Here is a 20281-nt window from a genome sequence, read left to right as displayed (position 1 = left end):
GTGAAAATAAAAAAGATATAGACTGATATGGAAAATACTGTGTCTCAAAGACCCGCAAAAAAGACAGACAATAACGCTAATCGCACGGAATATTATGTACAGTTAACGGTTGCGATTGTCATTGGTTTGGTAGGTGTATTCATCCGGTTTGTTCCTGATGTTTTGCCTTCGTTGGATCAGATGACTTTTATATTTTCGCTAATAGCAAATTTATTGATGGTGGTAGCGTCGATCATAGCATTTAAAGTAGTATTCGAGATTTTGGGATTTGGGAAAAACAAAAACTAATTTTCCATTTCAACAATTAATAAAACAAAAGCCTGGACATTTTCGTCCAGGCTTTTGTTTTATTATACTAAAATCGACCAGGTACCCCAAGGGATACGGGATAAAAATATAATTAAGCTAATAGTGTACATAATGAACACCGTCCTATTGGCGGCATAATCCTCCGTTGCTCTTTTCGCTTTTGAATAACCGATGGTAACCAGTACAATCCCAATAAGCATCATCAGCGGATGCTCTAAAAAATATAATCTGGATAAGCTGTTGCTCATGTTTTCTCCGGAGAAACTCTGTATCCCGAGAGGGGAAACGAAATAGATAACTAACCCAACAATAAGCTGAAGGTGTGCACTGATTAGTCCAATCAATGCTATTTTGCGGTTGTACGGGTTTGCCTTGAAATAATTGACTGCTGTAATTACAATTGAAATAACTAAAGCCAATAATAAGATAACGGCTAAAGTCGAATGTAGATGTTTCATTCCTGTTAACATGTTTGTTTATATTTAATTGTTCTCTCTCTCTAATAAATTTATAATCCTAAGCGGTTGTCTCCTATTTCCTTAAATTCAGATTTTGTCTTAAAGTTAGGGAATGTGTTTTCCATACTCATTGTATAGCCGATATCGAAAAATAAACGTATATCTTCTATAATACCGCTAAAATCCCAGTTTTCGTCCACTTCATCCGACACCGTATGGTACCTGCCTGCGAGCGCTTCTCTTTTACGTTCAATATCAGCGGTATCAGTCGAGACAAGTTCGCTTCCGGCGCCCATGAAAAGTCCCGGAACGCCCGCTTTGACAAAGTTAAAATGGTCGGAGCGGTAGAAGCCTCCAGAAGTTGGATCACTTTCACCTTTCATCACACGGCCAAATTTGGCGGCAGATTTTTCTACGTAGTCCTCAATTTCTGTCTGTCCGATGCCGACCACGGAAACATCTTTGGTTGCTCCTAACGCACTGAAAGCATCCATATTAAGGTTCGCGACAGTTTTATTCAAAGGAAAAATAGGGTGTTGTGCGTAATACGCTGATCCCAATAATCCTTCCTCTTCTGCTGTTACCGCTAGAAAAACAATCGAACGTTCGGATTTCACTTGCGCTGCTTGGAAGGCTTTTGCTATTTCAAACAATGCTGCTACACCGGCTGCGTTATCAATGGCACCGTTATAAATAGAATCACCGTCTATTGTTTCACCTACACCCAAATGGTCCCAATGTGCTGTATATATAATGACTTCGTCGGGTCTCTTTGACCCTTCCAACTTTGCAATAACATTATTGGAAGTTGACTTTCTAAATGTATTATGAATGCCCACCGACGTCGTGACATTTAATGGTACAGCCTTAAACCCTGGTTTCTTAGCTTCTTCCATAATATTCGGTGAAACCCCAGCTAGCTGGAAAAGCTTTTTTGATGTTTCATTGGAAATCCATCCTTCAAACGCGGCAAATGAAGCACCGTCGTCCTCTGATATTAATTCGAGTTGAGGCCCAGACCATCCTGATCGCACAACGTTCCAACCGTAACTCGCCGCCTCCGTTTCGTGAATCAATAGAATACCAGTCGCACCCTGCCGGGCAGCTTCCTCATATTTATATTTCCAACGGCCATAATAGGTCATGGTATCGGCTTTAAATAAGCTTTTGTCGTATCTACCCGGGTCACTTACCATGGCTACGACTGTTTTACCTTTGACATCCAGCCCTTCGTAATCGTTCCAGTCGAATTCCGGAGCGACGATGCCGAAACCTACAAAAACCAGTTCAGATTCAGCTATATCAATATCGTCTTGCAAACGCCGGCTTCCGATAACATAGTCATCGAGATGGTTTGCTAAAAGACTGCCAGATTCACCTTTGAACGTGAGCACTTTATTCTTCGGTTCTGAAGCAATTTCCACTAAAGGTACTTCTTGGAAATACGATTCACCATTGCCTGGTTGCAACCCTATATCTTTAAACTGTTGTTCGATATATTGAACGGTGAGCGTATCGCCCTTCGTAAAAGGCTTCCTACCAAGAAACTCATCAGAAGAAAGTTTGACTACATGTGCTTTGTAGGTGTCTTCCGTAATGGCGTTCAAAGCTGCAGAATCAAGTCCATCCGTGTTATGGCTATCTGTTGAGGTTTCTTGACAAGAGAACAATGCACTTGCAAGGGCAGGAATCAATAGTAATTTTTGTTTCATCATATATATCGAAAGATTATGCGTGTCTAAAATACGAGATTATTTTTTAATAACGTCTGCATCCTTAATTAAACTGACCACAGCAATAGGGTGAATCAGGTATGTGCGGTCTGTACTAAGTTCGACACACTTGTACCGCTTTCTAAGTTTTTCTCGCTTTTGGAAGACACGTCCGTTTTCTAATGCAAATATACTGTTTGTAGGAATGGATTCTATGGTCCACTGTTCAGCTGTATTGTGGTCGTATTTTCTTAGCGTACGATAGAGGTATATATCGGTACAGCTGGAAGCTGCGGGATTTTCCATGTATTGGACGATAGCCTGTCGAATGTCCGAGGGGAAAACATCCAATTGGAGAAAAGGAGCCATAAGCTGTTTGTAGTGACCTTTCCATTCAGTACCATGTGGTTTTACCTGATGTTTGTGCTGTTGCCACGTTTGTAGGTGTGCAAACTCATGTATGGTTGTGATAAGAAAAGCATAGGGATTGAGGTCGTGATTGACCGATATCTTATGCGGAGCGCCGCGGAAAGGTGCGGTGTAGTCGCCGAGTTTTGTTCTGCGGCTACGCGAAATCCTAAACTGGCACCCCGTATCATTAATCCATGCGGAGATAATTGGAGCAGCGACCTCCGGCATATATTGACTGAGTTGTTTAGAAAAATCTGGCATGTGTTGCAAACATATTGATTTTTTTATAAAATATTATTTTTCTTCTTTTTCCTTGTCAGGTTGATGCGGTTATGATTGTGGAAAAAATTAAAGGTTTTCTTCTTCATTTTTTCTTTGATGAAAAAACGAAGCAAAAAAATCAAGGCTGAGTGTGTTTCTGCTATTTTTACTTGTCTATTCCTGAACAGAATGAAACTCACTTCATTCAGACAACATTCTGTTCTATACGGAATAGCCTTCATAAAAATGGGCGCAGAAAAGCACAAGGCCGTTTTACGCCGCCTAATCGTTGTCATTTATGACCGTTTTTGATCACGCTATTGCATAATCCCTTCCTTACCCTTCAAGGTCGCCTTCGGATGTTTTACAACTGTACAAATTCATCCTTAGTACTATCCCAGATGTAAAACATCCGCAGCGACGCTTTTTTGCGCAACTTTTTTCTAAAAAAAGTTGCATAAAGAAAACCTTCATTTTACATCACAAAATTTCATTTTTAGAAACAGAAAACAAAATCGTTATCTTTGATCGTACGAATCAGAAGCCATGCTAAATAGACTTTTTATTAAGAACTACGCATTGATTGAAAACTTGGATATCCAATTTGATGCTGGGTTGAACATAATTACTGGAGAAACGGGGGCAGGTAAATCCATTATGATGGGGGCGCTGGGGCTCATATTGGGTAATCGTGCGGAGGGAAAGCATTTCTTTCGAGAAGATCAAAAATGTGTGATAGAAGGTTTTTTCAAGATAGATGCTTATGGATTGCAAGATTTTTTCCAGGACAATGAATTGGACTACGATGCCGAAACCATTATCCGTCGCGAAATTTCAGTCGACGGCAAGTCCCGCGCTTTTGTAAACGATTCACCTGTGACCCTAAATATCCTCAAGTTATTGGGTGAGCAGTTGATCGATATTCATTCGCAGCACGCTACTTTACAGTTGAATACCGAGCGTTTTCAGCTGATGATATTGGATAACGTAGCAAAGAATCAAAAGATTCTGCACGACTATAAACAAAACTTATCGCAATATAGGCAACAACAGGAATCCTTAGTCCGCCTACGTGTAGATATCGCCGATGCAAACGCCGCACTGGACTTTAACCAGTTTCAGTTTGATGAATTAGATCAAGCCAATTTGGAAGAAGGTGAACAGGAAAAGTTGGAAGCGGAGTTGAGCCAATTGGAAAATGCAGAGGAAATAAAAAGAGCACTGTTGCGTGTTAGTCATTTGCTGAGCCAAAGTGAACATTCGGCTAGTTTTTCTTTAAAAGAATCGTTACAACAGCTCCAATCCGTCGAGCGTTTCATGCCGCCGGCGGAAGAACTAGCGATGCGTTTGCAAAGTGTATGGATCGAAGTGAAAGATATAGCGGAGGAGATCAGTGCCAAGGAACAGAATGTATTGATGGACGAAGGCCGACTGGTAGAAGTCAATGAGCGACTAAGCCTATTATATAGCTTGCAAAAGAAGCACCGGGTGGACACCGTGGAGGAACTCATTACACTACGAAATGAATTGGAACAAAAAATTGTGGCCGTGGCTAATCAAGGCGAACAATTAGTTGCTTTAGAGCACGAGGTTGCTAGGTGTTTGGACGTGCTGGAAAAAGCCGGGAAGCAGCTGCATGATAGTAGGCAACAAGCAGTGACACGTGTGGAGCAATATGTGCAGGAGGTCTTGGCGGAAGTAGGGATGCCCAATGCCCAGCTCAAGATAGAACTTTCCTTATTAGAAGTCGATAAATACAAAACTACAGGTAGTGATGATGTCCAATTTCTGTTTTCTGCCAATAAGGGACAACCTTTGCAGCTGATACACCGTGTAGCGTCAGGAGGAGAGCTTTCCCGTGTAATGCTTGCTGTTAAATCGCTCGTGGCACAGACATCTGCATTACCGACGATTATATTTGATGAAATCGATACAGGTATTTCAGGAGAAGTTGCATTACGAGTAGGAGAGATTATGGAGCATTTAGCAAGTGATATGCAAGTCTTGGCCATCACGCACTTACCCCAAATCGCGTCAAGAGGACAAGCCCACTTTAAAGTGTTTAAAGAAGATCAGGGAGAGAAAACCAAGACCGATATCACGCTGTTGAATAAGGAAGACCGTGTTCTAGAAGTTGCGCAAATGCTCAGCGGCACAAACCCGGGAGTGTCGGCTTTACAGCACGCGAAGGAGTTGCTTGAAAGATAAAGTAGACTTTTCGTGTCTCTAACCCGCGTAATAAAACTCTATATTAAAACAGAATAAAACGTATATTTTTTTATCGTTAAGCGAATAATTAATGGTTGTTTTTCTTTAATTCAATATTAAGTTTGTGTTAAGTGGCAAAAGTACTCATATTATATATATAACTTTGTCGTGTTAAATTTTGAAACAAACAACAAACTAAAAGTTGACTATGAAGAAATCTTTACTAATCTTCGCCTTGGCGCTGTCAAGCTATGGGGTAATCCATGCTCAAGTTACCACGAGTAGTATGCAGGGAGTAGTGACGCAAGCTACAGGCAACGCTACCGTGGGAGCAACGATTAAGGCAACCCACGTACCTTCTGGAACTGCTTACACGGGTTCTGCTAATGAAGCGGGCCGATTTAATTTGGCCAATATGCGTGTTGGTGGTCCTTACCGCGTAGAAGTGACCTATGTAGGTCAAGATCCTGTGGTTTATGAGGATATTTACTTGCAGTTAGGACAACCTTTTGTCTTAAATCCTACGTTTGAAAGTTTGTCTACAGCTTTAGACGCGGTTACTGTCACTGGTATCCGAAGCCAAAGCGTAAATAAAACGGGTGCTGCAACAAATATAGGTCTTAAGCAGATTCAAGAACTACCGCAAACTAGTCGGAGTATCACGGAATTTACCCGATTGACTCCTCAAGCCAATGGCAACTCTTTTGCAGGTCGTGATGCACGTTACAACAACTTGCAAATTGATGGTGCTAACTTTAATAATGGCTTCGGATTAAGCAGCAACCCGCTCCCCGGAGGGAACTCGCAGCCTATCTCATTGGATGCTATAGAAGAAATTTCCGTTAATATCGCTCCGTTTGATGTTACCCAATCTGGCTTTACCGGAGCGGGTATTAACGCTGTAACCAAATCAGGAACTAATGAATTCCACGGATCCGTTTATGGATATTTGAACAATGAATACCTTAATGGGGTTAGGATCAACAAAGAAAGCATAGACTTCAATAGAGGAACCAAACAGAATTATGGATTTACTCTTGGCGGGCCTATTATTAAGGACAGATTGTTCTTCTTTGTGAGTGGAGAAAGGGAGGTTGGTACCGGAGCTAACGCATCCGGAGCGAATTTGTGGCGTGCTTCTGAAAATGGTGTTGCTGTTCCTTCCCAGAATATTAGTCGGGTAAGTAGAGATGATTTAGAGCGAGTAGGAGATCACCTTAGAAACGTATGGGGATATGAACCAGGTCGGTATGAAGGCTACGCTAACGAAGCTGAACAATCAGGAAATAAGTTTCTCGCACGGATTGACTGGAACATTAACGATAAACACAAAGCGGCGTTTCGGTATAATGTGCTTCGTGGCGAATCTATGCAGGTAGCCAACGGCAATTCTGGTCCACGACCGCGATCGAATTTTAATAGAGTTAGTGAAAATTCAATGACTTTTGAAAATGGCAATTATTCAATTGAAAATATTGTAAGATCGTTCACCGCTGAATTAAATTCCAATTTTAGCGCAGAATTATCTAATAAGTTTCTGTTTACGTATTCAAAGATTCAGGATAAAAGAGGAACACCTAGTAGTAGTTTGTTTCCGTTCGTCGATATATGGGATGGAAATATAGGTGCGAATGGACCAACTGGAACAAACAACTACATGAGTTTTGGTACAGAGCTCTTCTCCTATAATAACGATGTTGTCAATGATAATTTCTCTTTTACGAATAACCTAACCTATAATGTAGGGAAACATAGTATTACCGGAGGTGCTGCTTTTGAGGTTCAGAAATTTGGTAATTCCTACGTGCGTTTGGGAACCGGTTATTATCGATATGCATCTGTTGAAGATTTTCTTAAGACAGGCACTCCTAATGAAGTTGCGCCTATCATGTACGGTATAACGTATCCTTATGAAGGGCAAGATACCTACGCGCGGGTTAACTTTGGTTTAGCTTCATTATATGCGCAAGATCGTATCACGCTAACAGACCGTTTCAATTTCACTGTTGGTTTGAGAGCGGAAATGCCCATTTATATGAACAAGTTGACGGCAAATCCGTCAATAGATGCGTTAGAGTTGTTGGATACTGATGGCAACCCTCGTCATTATTCTTCAGGAAAGTGGCCAAAATCACGTGTCATGTTATCTCCGCGCCTGGGATTTAACTATGATGTTTACGGCGACCGTTCGTTGACATTGCGCGGGGGAACAGGTATCTTTACAGGACGGGTTCCATTCGTATGGTTGACCAATATGCCGACGGGTTCCGGTGTACTTCAAAATAATATGGAACCAGGTAACTATGATCAAGTTAGACCTTGGATTGATCAAATTCGCTTCCATCCAGATGATATGTATTACTATGTTAAAAATCCAGTCTATTATACGGACGCTGATGGAAACCGTGTTACACCATTTATCAATACTCCAGAAGAAGGCGCACCAAGTTCTTTTTCTTTGGTGGATGATAACTTTAAGATGCCGTCAGTATGGAGAACTAGTATAGGTGGCGATTATAGGATTCCGAATACACCAGTCACCCTAACAACGGATATTCTATATACAAAGGATGTTAATGCTGCTTATCAGTTTGGTGCTAATAGAAAAATATCTAACAGCAGGATGAACTACTCGGGAGACGACCGTGAATATTACCCTAACGAGGATGCTTATCGTTATAATCCTGATATGGGAGCGAATGCCGTAACGGTATTAACGAATACGAAAACTAAAGGTCATGCATTCTCTGCCACGTTTGGTGCGTCTGTTGCGCCATGGCATGGTTTGTCAGGATCTGTATTTTATACTTATTCAGACGCAAAGGAAGTGTCGGCGAATGCTGGATCTAACGCTTCCTCTGCTTGGGGTGGTTCGCCAGTAATTAGTTCCCCGAACGACGATGTTTTGAATATCTCTGATTATGCTATTCCTCATCGTGTGGTGGCGAACATTAGTTATACCATCAAAAATTCAACGTTTGGTGTTTATTATAATGGAGCACACCAAGGACGATTCTCTTATTTTTATGCCAATGACCTGAACGGAGATGGACAAGCTATGGATCTGATATATTTGCCTAAAGAGGTCTCTGAGTTAACATTTGAAGAATTTACCGTGGACTATACAGATAACAATGACCAAGAGCGTCAGAAAGTATTTACCGTCGCTGAGCAACAGGCGGGACTTGAAGCGTTTATTACTGAAAATGGTTTGGAATCATACAGAGGTCAGTATCTTCCTCGTAATAAGTTCTTGATGCCTTGGTTAAATCGTTTTGATATTCGTTGGACACAAAACTTATTTAACAATATAGCAAAGAAAAATGATAGATTACAGTTAACGGTTGATATAGTTAACTTTGCAAATTTGTTAAACTCCTCATGGGGTGTACAATCTTCTATCTTGTCCGCAGGAAGAAATGTATTAACGACTCGCAGGGTAGAAAACGGCGTTCCTACTTTTAGAATGTTGTATACACAAGATGCTAAAGTTAACGAGAACCAGCCGACGTTAGTTAACACACCATTCAGACCAGCTAGTACCATAGGTACGACTTGGAGTGCTATGCTTGGACTACGTTATGCCTTTTAGGTAATATAAATATAGTATCGAATTCATTTTCATCACTAACAATAAAATATAGAGAGTCGCGACTTTTTAGTTGCGGCTCTCTACTTTTATGAATGGAATCCTAAGTTCCCTAACCCCATGCCTCCGCTTGCAGAGGTCGAAAATGCCTACAATGAATATGTAGCAAACTTGGCTCCTGCAAACTAGACTCGTGGACGTGTGGATAGGGAACTCAAACGTGAAAGTAAACCCGTTCCCGGAAAAACTTGATTAAAGGCGTACCATCCCGATCGACAGTCTTTGCAAAAGTTCGTGCGATAAACCGTCACGGCGTTGGGGACTGGACTACTATCGTGAGTTTGCGCGTGCGATAATTATTTCGTTACGAAATCCGATCTGAAGCAGTAAGGTCTGAAAACGAAGTAAGAAGATCCAGTCTCTGATCGATTGGATAGTGTTGCGCGACTACCTTTTTTTCTCCGGTGGCTTTATTGAAAATAACATCGAGCCGTCCTAGGCGTATACCTGCAAAACCGACTTGGTTTATCCAAACCTCTTTGCCATCCAGATCCCGCACACGGGTAGGTTCATTCAGAAATGTGTGTGTATGCCCACCTAAGATAATATCCACATTCCGACAAGCAGCTGCAAGTTTTATATCATCCACTTTGTCATCCTCATATTTATAGCCTAAGTGGGACAAACAAATAACCAAATCACATTTTTTGTCTTTTTTGAGCATTTTAGCAATATGATTCACTACCGAAATAGGATCTAAGTATGTCATGCCGGCATGTGCGCTTGGATCTACCAGGCCTGCTACATTAATTCCTACGCCGGTAAGTCCGATGCGAATACCGTCTTTTTTTACGATGATGTAGTCTTTTGTCCGGCCTTCCATCGCTGTTCCGGTAAAGTCATAGTTCGCTGCTAAAAGAGGGAAATTAGCTTTATCGAGATGTTTGGCGAGTCCTTCTATCCCGTTGTCAAACTCATGATTCCCGACAGTGCCTGCATCATAGCCTAATTTGGACATCAATTCCAGTTCCAACTTTCCCCCGAACATATTGAAATAAGGTGTGCCCTGAAACATATCGCCCGCATCCAATAAGAGCACATTCCTTTCTTCCTGACGTATCTGATTAATGAGTGCACTTCGCCGTGCCACACCACCCAATCCTTGATTACGTGAGCCGTCCATAGGAAAGGGCTCGATGCGGCTGTGTACGTCATTTGTATGGAGAATCGTCAAACGTTTCGTTTTCAGATCAGCAAATGTGTCAAAGGGATAAGCACCGAATGTCGCTAGCGCGCTAAGTGCCAGCGAATGCTTAATAAAACGTCTTCTATCTAATAATTTGGACTCTTCCATCGAGTTGTGCTTGAATGTTTTTTCCTTGTGTTGTGCGAGATATAACGTATTCCATCAACGTTTCGCGAATGCGTTGTGGATGGTCTGACCGGGCGATCGGGTTGTCGAAGCAGGAGACATAGTCTCCGCCATTGGCCAGATAATCGTAGGTTGCCAGTTTGTAGGTCGCCGCGAGGTCGACCGGTTTCCCTTGGATCAAAAACTCTTTCACCTTTTTATCTTCTATGACCAGTTGGATGCCGCTCACGGGCTGGCCTCCGGTCGTTGCCATATATTCCGCCCAGCGGAGCATATCGCCGCCACTTAAAGTGAGAATGGTCACCGCATTTTCAAAAGGCATAATCTCGAAGATGTTGCCTACCGTGATATCGCCAGCACGGAGATCTGCCCGGATACCACCTTTGGTGGCGAAGCTTGCCTGTACCTCCGGATCGAGTTGTTGCCCTTTCCACAATAATGCATCTGCGAAAAAGTTGCCGAGTAGACTCTGTGCGCCACCTCCGCGTGGGAGTTCTTTTGCAGCGAAACCGATGACGCGATTCATCTCTATTTCTAGCTGTTCTTTATAGGGCGCGTAATAAGCCAAAATGCTGCTATCGGCAACAATCGTTGTGTCTATCTGATAATATCGACCGTTATTTACTTGATGGTAAAGTTGTGTTTTGCAGGAAGACAGCAATATCGCGACAGATAAAAAAACACACCATAATAGCGAACGATTCATACAGTTCAAATTTTTGACAAAGCTAAATATTAAAAGCAAAAAGGAGAACATTTGACGTTCTCCTTTTTGTTGTATTTTAGTTAAAAAATAGTTACTTACTAGCTTTAAACCTGCTGTCCATCATGTTTTCCCTCCGCGTATTCTTCGACAATCTTTTGGTTAAAAGCAGGAAGGTCATCCGGTGTACGGCTGGTTACCAGTCCTTGATCAGTCACTACTTGGCTGTCTTCCCAGTGTGCCTTTGCATTGATTAAATCCCTCTTTATTGCGGCAACTGAAGTGAGTTTGCGACCCTCTACTACCTCCGCGTCGATTAGCACCTGAGGTCCGTGGCAGATGGCAGCAACGGGCTTTCCCGCTTGGAAGAAATCACGGACAAAAGAGAGCGCTCTTTTATTGGTCCGCAATTTATCTGGATTGATTACGCCTCCAGGAATCAGCAATCCATCATAGTCATCGACTCTTGCCTGGTTTAGTGGCATGTCAACCGGATATTCGTCTGCCCAGTCATCGCCTTTTTTCGAGCGTACAGCCTTTTCTCGTGGAGATACAATATCCACTTGTGCACCCTCATTTTTCAAAGCGTCTTTCGGACTCGTTAACTCGATTTGTTCAAAACCATCTTCTGTCAATATAGCGATTCTTTTTCCATTTAGTTTTCCCATAGCATTTACCCTTTTAATTTTAATAAGACATTGTTCAATCAGATAACAACCAAAGCATTATCTGGTTCTAAAAAATTAAAAATACTCGACTCTTTTATCGCTCAACACCTCGTCATCATTCTAAAAGACGAAAACTACGTAAGAAGACGTAATTCTACCTGTTTTCTGCCTCATTGGAAACAAGGAAGCCCTTTTGCGCATTCTATCAAAAAGGATAAACTCACCTTGTACATAAAATAAACGAATAAGATGATATGCAAAGAGATGGAATAAACAAGAGTATTTGGCAGGAGACGACCTTTCCTGAACTGCCCAAATCGCCGGATAGGGAGCACGTTGAAGTAATTGTTGTAGGCGCAGGGATTACGGGACTTACCGCCGCATTAAAACTCAGAGAAGCCGGTAAGAGTTGTGTAGTCATGGAAGCAAATACAGTAGGATTCGGTACCACGGGCGGTACATCCGCACACATTAATACGGTACTTGATACGCCCTATACTGCTATTATTGAACAACATGGTTTAGAAGCAGCACGCACTGTTGTTGAATCTACACGAAAGGCCATATCAGTCATCAAGGAAAATAAAGAATGCTATAAGATTGAATGTGATTTTGCTCCTTGTTCGGGCGTGATGTATGCACAGAATGAAGAAGAGAAACAAATGCTCATAGCAATAAAAGACGCATTGGCTAAGGTTGGAATTCCCTGTTCTGAAGTGGACAGCATCCCGGTTCCGGCTTCGTTCGTGTATGCTATCGAATTCGAGGAACAGGCTAGGTTCCACCCCACAAAATATCTTGCTGGACTTGTAAGTGCATACACCGGTATAGGCGGGATAATCAGAGAAAGAACCGTCGTACAGCATGTAGAAAAGAAAAATGATGTGCTTCAGGTGAAAACCGATAATGGCCATGTTCTTTCTGCGGATTTTGTTTTGTACGCTACGCATACGCCGCCTGGTGTACAGGTAATGAACTTCCGTCTGGCACCTTATCGAAGTTATCTACAGGTGTGGGAGTTGGAGCGCGAGATAGATTGCCCGGAAGCGTTAGTTTATGATATGCAGGAACCTTTCCATTATTCCAGAACCGTGAAGCAGGAGAGCAAGTCTTACCTTCTAGTTGGGGGACAGGATCATAAAACAGCACACCACGATAACGAGACAAACAACTTTCGCCAGCTGGAGGCATATATCAGGAGTCTTTATGTCGTAAATAAGAAGACATATGAATGGTCGTCTCAATATTACGAAAGTCAGGATAAGCTACCATTTATTGGCTATTACCCGGGAAAGCGCCACCACAGAGAGTTGTTATCTACGGGCTATGGCGGAAATGGAATTATTTTCGGGACGTTAGGTGGTTTCATGATGGCAGAGCTCGTCGTACACGGGAAAACGGATTTTCAGGATATTTATTCGCCGGGTCGTCTGGGGCCGTTTTCAGCGATTGGTGACCTGCTTGTAGAGAACCTCGATGTAGCAAAGCATTTTGTGAAAGACCGCTTTTTTCTGGAAGAAATAGACGAACTGGCAACGTTAAGCCGCGGTGAAGGAAAGATTTTGAATTATAAAGGGAAAAGAATTGGATTGTTCAAAGATGAGCGGGGTGAACTGTTTGCCGTAGATCCGGTATGTCGTCATGCGGCATGTATCGTAAAATGGAATAACACAGAACGGAGCTGGGACTGTCCGTGCCACGGAGCACGATATGCCCCAGACGGACGCTTGCTAAACGGTCCCTCAGTAGCGCCGCTGAGCCAGCTACTTCTTACGCCTCCAAAGTGATCTTTTAGCTTTTTTATCGCTACCTATTAAGTAGCCGTAAGGTTGTAGACGGGGGATCCGGTCGCATATAATCCTTATCATACCGGTAATGGGGATTGCTAGGATCATACCTGGTATACCCCATACCGCTTCTGCTGCTACCAAACTCAAGATGGTAAACAGCGGATTGATATTAACCTCATTTCCCACGATAAGGGTTTCCAAGAAATACGTTTGAACAAATTGAACGAAACCATATATCAGTACAACACCTAAGATCATATCTGTCTCGCCCCCTTGAGCAGTCACCCCCAATACCGTTACCGCCGTGCCAGTTAAATTCCCTATGAAAGGAACTAACTCTAGTATGCCGCATATCACAGCAAAAAACAATGCATTCTCTACGCCGACAACCGTGAATCCCACTCCGTAAAGGATCCATAATATCACGATCATTTTCGCAAGTCCTGTCATGTAATTAGCAGCCACTTGGCTTACCGAATCAACAATTTCAACGCCTTTCTCCCGATCTTTGGATGGGATTATTTGGAGTAGAAAATTTTTCAGTCGGGTACGGTAAAAGAGTAATAGGTAGGTATAAACCAATACCAGGATGACGTCAACCAGCAGACTGAAAATGCCAGATGCAAGCTGCTGGACCGTCGAACCGTTTGTAGATTCTCCTTTCATCTGCTCTTCTGCGATGGCTTGCTGTTTAGCCGGATCGATGTCTAATCTTTCCTGTATCCAGTGTTGTAAGTTTGTAAGCACTTGTGTCAGGTTTTGTTTCAGCGAACTAATTTGCTCTGCGAAATTTTGGAATTGCCAACTCAAAAGGAAACCGAGTCCCACAAGACATAGTACAAGGATACTTACCATGGTCAGTGCACTTGCCCATCGCGGCAAACCTTTCTTCTCCATTTTGGTGGAAGGACCAACGAATAACATAGCGAAGATGCAGGCGATGGCTAGTGGAGCCAATATGCCCTTGCCATAATACAAGATTATAACGATTAACACTAAGGTGAACGTCGATTGTAATACGCTAGAAATTGATTTCCCCATGCTTCGACCGATCTATTGTTTAGTAATTGTCAATGTCGCCGAGTCCCTCGGTTAGTGCTTTCCATTGAGGAAATGACGCACCCATTTTTGCTCCTAGGCCTACCATAAAATTACGTAGGTTGTCCAGTATAGAGGTATTGTCCGTATTGACTATTTCATTGCGTCCGGCGTAGTGTAAAGAAATATGACCGCCTTTTTGTTCCACAAGAAAAGAGGAAGTAGCCAACAATGTAAAGAAGTGTGCGGTATCGGTATTATCCTGTGTTGGGTCGGGGCAGGGCCTTAACGTCAAAAGAATACGAGCTCCTTCGACATCTGCAGTTTCCGTAATATCTTCTACGCGTACCCAGTCATAGCCTTTTGCCGAAGGGAGCCCCGGACCCGGAATGTCTATTCGAATGTAGTCGGCTTTTTGGACGGGGCGCTCGATCGTATTACCGGATTCATCCATAATCGTAAAAGTGGCCGAAGGTGCCTTTGTGATCTCGTTCCAACGATTCACGTCCAGTAACCTGGATCGTATACGCTCAAAAAATTTAGTGGCTTCCTCTCGGGAAGGGAGCTCAACGGTTTTGAAACAGTCTAGGGATTTACCCTCGACTTGTTTAGGAATACTCTTTTCCATAGGCTTATATTTTAAATACTGTCTTAAAACATTGGCTATTACTTGTCAGTAGTAATATCGTCGTTATCCTCCAGATTGCTGATATCTATGTTTTCCTCTTCGGAATCAGCGGGCGAACGCGATCCTTCTATTTCGTAATTCCCGTCTGCTTCTTCACCGTCATTCGCTACACGATCGACTTCCTCTTGGATAGGTTCTGCGTCGACTAGGTCGGAATCCCGGAGGTCATCCGTGGGTTTCTCGCGGTACACATCGTCCGCACCCCCAATAATAGGGTCTTTATTAATTTCTTGGCCTGCTGCGTCGCCAAACTCATCATCTGTGTCTTTCGGATTATTCATCTATTTATTTTTATCTATGTCCCGCACGCGTTGTTTATTTACAAATGAACAGTCAACTTGCCTTTATGTTTAGGGAGATTGCACCCGACGCTCCCAAGAGGTCTCATCTACTTTCTCTAAATAGAACATAGCAGGTCAATAAAGTAGCATTAACGAGGACAGAAAAGGCGTTAGATAAAATAATAGGCCATTCAAGAAGCATAACACCGTAAACGACCCATAAAGATACGCCTGTGAGTAAAATAGCGATCATATAAGGGGAGAGGTTTTCGACGTCTTTTTCCTTTATAACTTTAATCAATTGGGGCAACATGGAAATAGAGGTTAGTATTCCGGCCGCAACTCCAATTATAGTTTCCATATCTCTTTTATTAGGTGCGCGAATTTAACTAAGAAAATCAAGTATATGCTCTCGCACCTCTATAGTGAGGGAACCATTGGATGTGGATATACATTTGTCGTCGATATGGATAGTTTTATTAGGCGACCGAATCTCGAAGGTTTTCGCCCGGATTGTCTGAAAATCAAAAGACGTTGCTTCCCCCTTAGTGATTTTTTTGACATGTAGTGCGAACGTGTCCCGTTCTTTCTCGGAAATTGTAACCAGATCCAGATAGCCATCGTCTATTTGCGCTGCAGGGGCCAGCGTAAGGTTGGGGCCGATGGAGGGGATATTCATCACCTCCAATAGCAAGTACCTATCCTCATAAGTTTTGTCATCTGCGCGAATAGTGTAAAGATGTGCCTCTGTTGTTTGTATAATTTTATACAAGTTCTCCAAGGCTAACGCTAACTGATCGTCCGTCGTTTCTAAGTGACTGAGGTCGATTTTATCCATTGTTTGGATGAGGGACGGAAATATGCCGTACCCGGCACCTTCAAGAAAAAAATCAGCATTTCCGTCATATGCGATGGTGCCCATATCAAACCGTTGATACTTGCCGTTCTTCCAAGCGTTCACATGATTCTCGAAACTGGTTTCTTTGTTAAGTAATAACGTTTTAGATAAATTGTTTGCAGTCCCCATTGGTAGCAACGCCAAGGTCGCCTTCTTTCTCGCAATTCCCTTTTGGAAGAGCTCTTTAACAACTTTGCGCACCGTACCGTCGCCGCCAGCTACGACGACAATATCTGCCTCGTCAATTTGGTCCTTCCACCGCTCATCTTTTTTGATCAAATAATAGGTGCAACGATAGCCCTCCTTCTCGATGGCTCTCATAAGATCGGACTTAAAGTGATCTTCGTCTCCGGCCTTAGGATTATGTAATAAGATTACTTGCGTCATATATGCTATTTTAATAGGAGAACATTTTGAGGTACTCAATTGTTGTTAACCTAAGAAAATAAACAGCGAAATATGATGAGAATTTTAGTGACGAATGATGATGGTATATATAGCCCGGGAATTGCTGCCCTGGCGAAAGTAGCAAAGAACTTCGGAGAGGTGCGGGTCGTTGCGCCGGATGTAGAGCAGTCTTCTATGGGGCATGCGGTCACACATTCCAGACCGTTAGGTTATAAAAAATCGCCTATTGAGTTCCCGGATATAGAAGCCCATCGTGTAAATGGAACGCCTGCCGACTGCGTAGCGATGGGAATGCATCTTTGGAAAAACGTGGACGTAGTTCTATCTGGGATTAATATGGGACCTAATCTGGGAAATTCCATGTGGCATTCCGGGACACTGGCCGCGGCGAAACAGGCTGTCTTATTTGGTGTAAAGGGAATTGCTCTCAGCACCCCGGTCGGACGGGACGAGCCAAATTTTGAACACCTGGAAACTTATGTAGCCAAAACACTAGAACTTTTATTGGCAAATAATGAGCTTGCTTTATATAATGTTAATTTTCCTCCGGATCCCACGGATATTGTATGGACCAGACAATCCGTCCGGCTATATGATGGTACGATCATTCCAGGAACGGATCCCCTAGGTAGAAAACATTATTGGTTTACGGTGACTCCATTAGATCCGGCAGAAAAAGGCACCGATCGTTGGGCGATAGAAAATAATATGGTTTCGATCACGCCATTACGTTTGGACTTAACAGATGAAAGAAAACTCAAAGAGAAATCTCCTTTTTAACATAGGGCGAAAAAATAATTGATTTTACAGCAATTATATATATTATTGCATCCATTCAATCAAGAAAGAGCATTAAATGGAAAATAGCAATAAAAGTCTAAATTTAAGTAATCGGTTACCTCCTGTTATATTCGGAACAAGTGGATTAGGAAATTTATACGTAGAACTGCCATTTGAAGAAAAGGTAGCTATTGTTAGAGAGTGCATAAAATATGCTCCAGGGAGAGTGATTTTTGACACAGCGGGTAAATACGGTGCTGGCCTTTCCTTGGAATCAATAGGGAAGAGTTTAAGCCGGTTGGGCGTAGCACCTTCTGATGTGCTGATTAGTAATAAGTTGGGTTGGTATCAAGTGCCGCTGACTACGGAAGAACCTACATTCGAGCCCGGAGTATGGAAAGGGATAAAAAATGATGCAGTCCAGAAGATTAGTTATGACGGCATCTTAGCCTGTTTTCATCAAGGCAATACATTGCTGGGCGACTACACAACGCAGTTGGTTTCGGTGCATGATCCGGACGAATATTTAGCTAAAGCGCAGTGTCCCGAGGAAGAAGAGGAACTTTATCGAGACGTTCTAGAGGCTTATCGTGCGCTTGCGGATCTGAAAGCGGAAGGGAAAGTTGTCGGCATCGGGGTAGGCGCTAAAAATTGGAAAGTTATCCAACGTATCGCTAAGGATGTTATGTTAGACTGGGTGATGATAGCAAATAGCCTAACGGTACGTGATCATCCGAAAGAGCTTGTTGATTTCATAGAAGAATTAGGAAGAAATGGTATCGCTGTCATTAACTCTGCGGTATTTAATGGGGGCTTTTTAGTGGGAAGTGATTATTACAACTATAAACTTATTGATAAAGATACCGAAGATGGGAAAGCGCTATATACTTGGCGGGATAAGTTTTGGGCGTTGTGTAGTAAATTTAATATACTGCCTGCGGAAGCATGTTTTAACTTTGGTTTTAATATCGCAGGTGTCCACAGTGTCGCGCTGAATACTACGAAAGCAGAAAAAGTTCGTGTCAATGCAGCAATGGCGACAAAAGAAATTCCTGCTGATTTCTGGCGCGTTATGCGAGAAGAAGGGCTTATATAACAAGAAAAGAAGGAAAACGCAGTAGCATTTTCCTTCTTTTCTTGTTATAAATCAAAACGATTATTATTTCGCTTCTGCAGCTAATTTATCCAAAACAGCGTTGTTCTTTTTGATTTGGCTATCTTTCGGCATTTGGCTTCTTGAGCCTAATTCCACATTGCGACCTAATTTCAAAAACTGTACTTCCATACGTGAAGTAGTTTTATTTCTTCTATCTTTTCTTTTTAAACGTGTAACTCCCATGGTTCAATTTTTTTTATCTTTAAAAGCGAGGTCGGAAGCGGATTCGAACCGCTGTAGGAGGTTTTGCAGACCTCAGCCTAGCCACTCGGCCATCCGACCCTTTTCCCGTTCAAGGGAATGCAAAAATAAAATTTACTTTTGATATATCCAACTAATTGAAAAAGTAAAAGTGATAAAAGCTATTTATTCTTATAGATTGTATGGTACCTAATGCATTTATACCATTAAGTGTTATTTAATTGTATTTTAATAAGAAATCGATGTTTTGGTCTGAATATTGTATACGCTACACTGTAATAATAAATTTAAAAGAGTATGAAAAAGATTTTACTATCATTAGGAGCAGCATTTTTATTGGCTGCAGGCGCACAAGCCCAAACATCTTGGGGTTTGAAAGCCGGCGTTAACTTGGGTAAATATAGTAACTTTGGTGATGATCAAAAGAACAACACGTCATTTCATGTTACCGGTTTTGCAGATCTACCGGTAGCACCTAATTTTTCTATCCAACCGGGAGTATCCTTGCAAGGTAAGGGAACTAGGTTTTACGAAGATTATGATGGTATTGCGGGCGCTGAGTTCTCTCGAAATGTTATGTCAATAGAAGTTCCTGTAAATGCCGTATACTGGATTCCAGCTGGAACAGGGAGTGTGTTTTTGGGAGCTGGACCGTATATAGGATTCAATGTTAGCGGAAAAGAAAAATTAAAAGGGAACCTAGGCGATTACAATGGCGAGACGGAGTGGGATTTGAATTTCTCCGGTGATAATAAAGATATGAATGTTATCGATGCGGGTGCAAATTTTATGCTAGGGTATAAGCTCTATAATGGCTTGCTTATTAACGCTGGATACAACCTTGGTCTGACGCAATTAGTGCCAAATGCAGATAATAATGTGTCGAATCGAGTTTGGTCCTTCGGTGTCGGTTTTCAGTTTTAAGAGAAAAGAGATCAGAAAATAAAAATAGGCTGTCCAAGGGAGCAGCCTATTTTTTGCTTTGAAATCTCTATCGCATCACACTTTGATTTCCACTTCAACACCCGAAGGTAATTCAAGTTTCATCAACGCATCAACAGTTTTAGAGTTGGACGAGTAGATGTCCAATAGTCTTTTATAGGCACACAATTGGAATTGCTCGCGTGCTTTCTTGTTAACGTGCGGTGAACGCAAAACCGTATAGATCTTTTTCTCTGTAGGCAATGGAATAGGACCACTCACTACTGCACCTGTAGGTTTTACCGTTTTTACGATTTTCTCAGCCGACTTGTCTACCAAGTTGTAATCGTAAGATTTCAATTTAATTCTGATTCTTTGGCTCATACTCAATTTATTGTTTTGAATTGTCTCTGGTTAGAGCTATTAACA

At 42.2% G+C, this 20281-nt stretch carries 20 protein-coding genes and 1 tRNA gene; 7 read left to right on the top strand and 14 right to left on the bottom strand.

Features of this window, described 5'->3' with window-relative positions:
• Positions 1-27: 27 nt before the first annotated feature.
• Positions 28-288 carry a hypothetical protein gene (locus C5749_RS08555; protein ID WP_105724821.1) on the top strand — a complete coding sequence of 87 codons (261 nt, stop codon included), beginning with the start codon at positions 28-30 and terminating at the stop codon, positions 286-288.
• 62 nt (positions 289-350) lie between these two features.
• Here C5749_RS08555 and C5749_RS08550 read toward each other — a convergent pair whose 3' ends face one another.
• The 3 genes from C5749_RS08550 to C5749_RS08540 are packed head-to-tail and all read right to left on the bottom strand — an operon-like array spanning position 351 to position 3151.
• On the bottom strand, positions 351-767 hold the full coding sequence (locus tag C5749_RS08550; protein WP_105725344.1) for a hypothetical protein: 417 nt from the start codon (positions 765-767) through the stop codon (positions 351-353).
• A gap of 50 nt (positions 768-817) precedes the next feature.
• Positions 818-2482: a M28 family metallopeptidase gene (locus C5749_RS08545; protein WP_245893664.1), complete on the bottom strand. Its 1665-nt coding sequence runs from the start codon at positions 2480-2482 to the stop codon at positions 818-820.
• 36 nt (positions 2483-2518) lie between these two features.
• A complete protein-coding gene (locus tag C5749_RS08540; RefSeq protein ID WP_105724819.1) occupies positions 2519-3151 on the bottom strand; it encodes a SprT-like domain-containing protein in 633 nt (210 codons plus the stop codon).
• Positions 3152-3697: 546 nt separating this feature from the next.
• Between C5749_RS08540 and recN the strand changes: the two genes are divergently transcribed.
• Positions 3698-5359 (top strand): DNA repair protein RecN, encoded by a 1662-nt coding sequence (recN, locus tag C5749_RS08530; protein WP_105724815.1) that lies wholly within the window; start codon positions 3698-3700, stop codon positions 5357-5359.
• Between the two features lie 208 nt (positions 5360-5567).
• Complete coding sequence (locus tag C5749_RS08525; RefSeq protein ID WP_105724814.1) at positions 5568-8951, top strand: TonB-dependent receptor; 3384 nt, start codon at positions 5568-5570, stop codon at positions 8949-8951.
• 361 nt (positions 8952-9312) lie between these two features.
• Here C5749_RS08525 and C5749_RS08520 read toward each other — a convergent pair whose 3' ends face one another.
• From C5749_RS08520 to C5749_RS08510, 3 genes are all read right to left on the bottom strand, one after another.
• Positions 9313-10302, bottom strand: a complete 990-nt coding sequence (locus tag C5749_RS08520) for a bifunctional metallophosphatase/5'-nucleotidase (protein ID WP_105724812.1) — start codon at positions 10300-10302, stop codon at positions 9313-9315.
• Entirely contained in the window at positions 10277-11026 is a 750-nt protein-coding gene (locus C5749_RS08515) for a 5'-nucleotidase C-terminal domain-containing protein (RefSeq protein ID WP_245893663.1), read from the bottom strand. Before C5749_RS08515 ends, C5749_RS08520 begins: the two co-directional genes overlap by 26 nt.
• A 104-nt stretch (positions 11027-11130) precedes the next feature.
• Entirely contained in the window at positions 11131-11691 is a 561-nt protein-coding gene (locus C5749_RS08510) for a type 1 glutamine amidotransferase domain-containing protein (RefSeq protein ID WP_105724811.1), read from the bottom strand.
• A 254-nt stretch (positions 11692-11945) separates the two neighbouring features.
• On the opposite strand from C5749_RS08510, the gene C5749_RS08505 reads away from it, so the two are divergent.
• On the top strand, positions 11946-13478 hold the full coding sequence (locus tag C5749_RS08505) for an FAD-dependent oxidoreductase (protein ID WP_105724809.1): 1533 nt from the start codon (positions 11946-11948) through the stop codon (positions 13476-13478).
• On the opposite strand, the gene C5749_RS08500 is transcribed toward C5749_RS08505, so the two are convergent.
• The 5 genes from C5749_RS08500 to C5749_RS08480 all read right to left on the bottom strand — a co-directional run bounded on the left by C5749_RS08500 (position 13455) and on the right by C5749_RS08480 (position 16773).
• Entirely contained in the window at positions 13455-14522 is a 1068-nt protein-coding gene (locus C5749_RS08500; protein ID WP_105724807.1) for an AI-2E family transporter, read from the bottom strand. The two genes, C5749_RS08505 and C5749_RS08500, sit on opposite strands and share 24 nt — an antisense overlap.
• 19 nt (positions 14523-14541) lie before the next feature.
• A complete protein-coding gene (locus C5749_RS08495; RefSeq protein WP_105724805.1) occupies positions 14542-15147 on the bottom strand; it encodes a hypothetical protein in 606 nt (201 codons plus the stop codon).
• Positions 15148-15185: 38 nt separating this feature from the next.
• Positions 15186-15488 carry a hypothetical protein gene (locus tag C5749_RS08490; RefSeq protein WP_105724803.1) on the bottom strand — a complete coding sequence of 101 codons (303 nt, stop codon included), beginning with the start codon at positions 15486-15488 and terminating at the stop codon, positions 15186-15188.
• Positions 15489-15591: 103 nt separating this feature from the next.
• A complete protein-coding gene (locus tag C5749_RS19960; RefSeq protein ID WP_105724801.1) occupies positions 15592-15849 on the bottom strand; it encodes a SemiSWEET transporter in 258 nt (85 codons plus the stop codon).
• Between the two features lie 24 nt (positions 15850-15873).
• Complete coding sequence (locus C5749_RS08480; RefSeq protein WP_105724799.1) at positions 15874-16773, bottom strand: diacylglycerol/lipid kinase family protein; 900 nt, start codon at positions 16771-16773, stop codon at positions 15874-15876.
• 75 nt (positions 16774-16848) lie between these two features.
• Between C5749_RS08480 and surE the strand changes: the two genes are divergently transcribed.
• Both surE and C5749_RS08470 read left to right on the top strand, forming a co-directional pair.
• On the top strand, positions 16849-17574 hold the full coding sequence (surE, locus tag C5749_RS08475; protein WP_105724797.1) for a 5'/3'-nucleotidase SurE: 726 nt from the start codon (positions 16849-16851) through the stop codon (positions 17572-17574).
• 76 nt (positions 17575-17650) lie between these two features.
• Positions 17651-18670 carry an aldo/keto reductase gene (locus C5749_RS08470; RefSeq protein WP_105724795.1) on the top strand — a complete coding sequence of 340 codons (1020 nt, stop codon included), beginning with the start codon at positions 17651-17653 and terminating at the stop codon, positions 18668-18670.
• Between the two features lie 63 nt (positions 18671-18733).
• On the opposite strand, the gene C5749_RS08465 is transcribed toward C5749_RS08470, so the two are convergent.
• Together C5749_RS08465 and C5749_RS08460 are read right to left on the bottom strand one after the other, a co-directional pair.
• A complete protein-coding gene (locus tag C5749_RS08465) occupies positions 18734-18913 on the bottom strand; it encodes a spore protein (protein ID WP_105724793.1) in 180 nt (59 codons plus the stop codon).
• Between the two features lie 28 nt (positions 18914-18941).
• Positions 18942-19012 (bottom strand) — tRNA-Cys (locus C5749_RS08460).
• A gap of 216 nt (positions 19013-19228) precedes the next feature.
• On the opposite strand from C5749_RS08460, the gene C5749_RS08455 reads away from it, so the two are divergent.
• Positions 19229-19855 carry a porin family protein gene (locus tag C5749_RS08455; protein ID WP_105724791.1) on the top strand — a complete coding sequence of 209 codons (627 nt, stop codon included), beginning with the start codon at positions 19229-19231 and terminating at the stop codon, positions 19853-19855.
• 75 nt (positions 19856-19930) lie between these two features.
• Here the strand turns inward: C5749_RS08455 and rpsJ are convergent, their stop codons facing one another.
• Positions 19931-20236 (bottom strand): 30S ribosomal protein S10, encoded by a 306-nt coding sequence (gene rpsJ, locus C5749_RS08450; RefSeq protein ID WP_002993539.1) that lies wholly within the window; start codon positions 20234-20236, stop codon positions 19931-19933.
• Positions 20237-20281 lie beyond the last annotated feature (45 nt).

This window comes from Sphingobacterium gobiense, assembly GCF_002980575.1.
GTDB classification, from domain to species: domain Bacteria; phylum Bacteroidota; class Bacteroidia; order Sphingobacteriales; family Sphingobacteriaceae; genus Sphingobacterium; species Sphingobacterium gobiense.
This window is presented reverse-complemented; position numbering and strand designations above follow the sequence as displayed.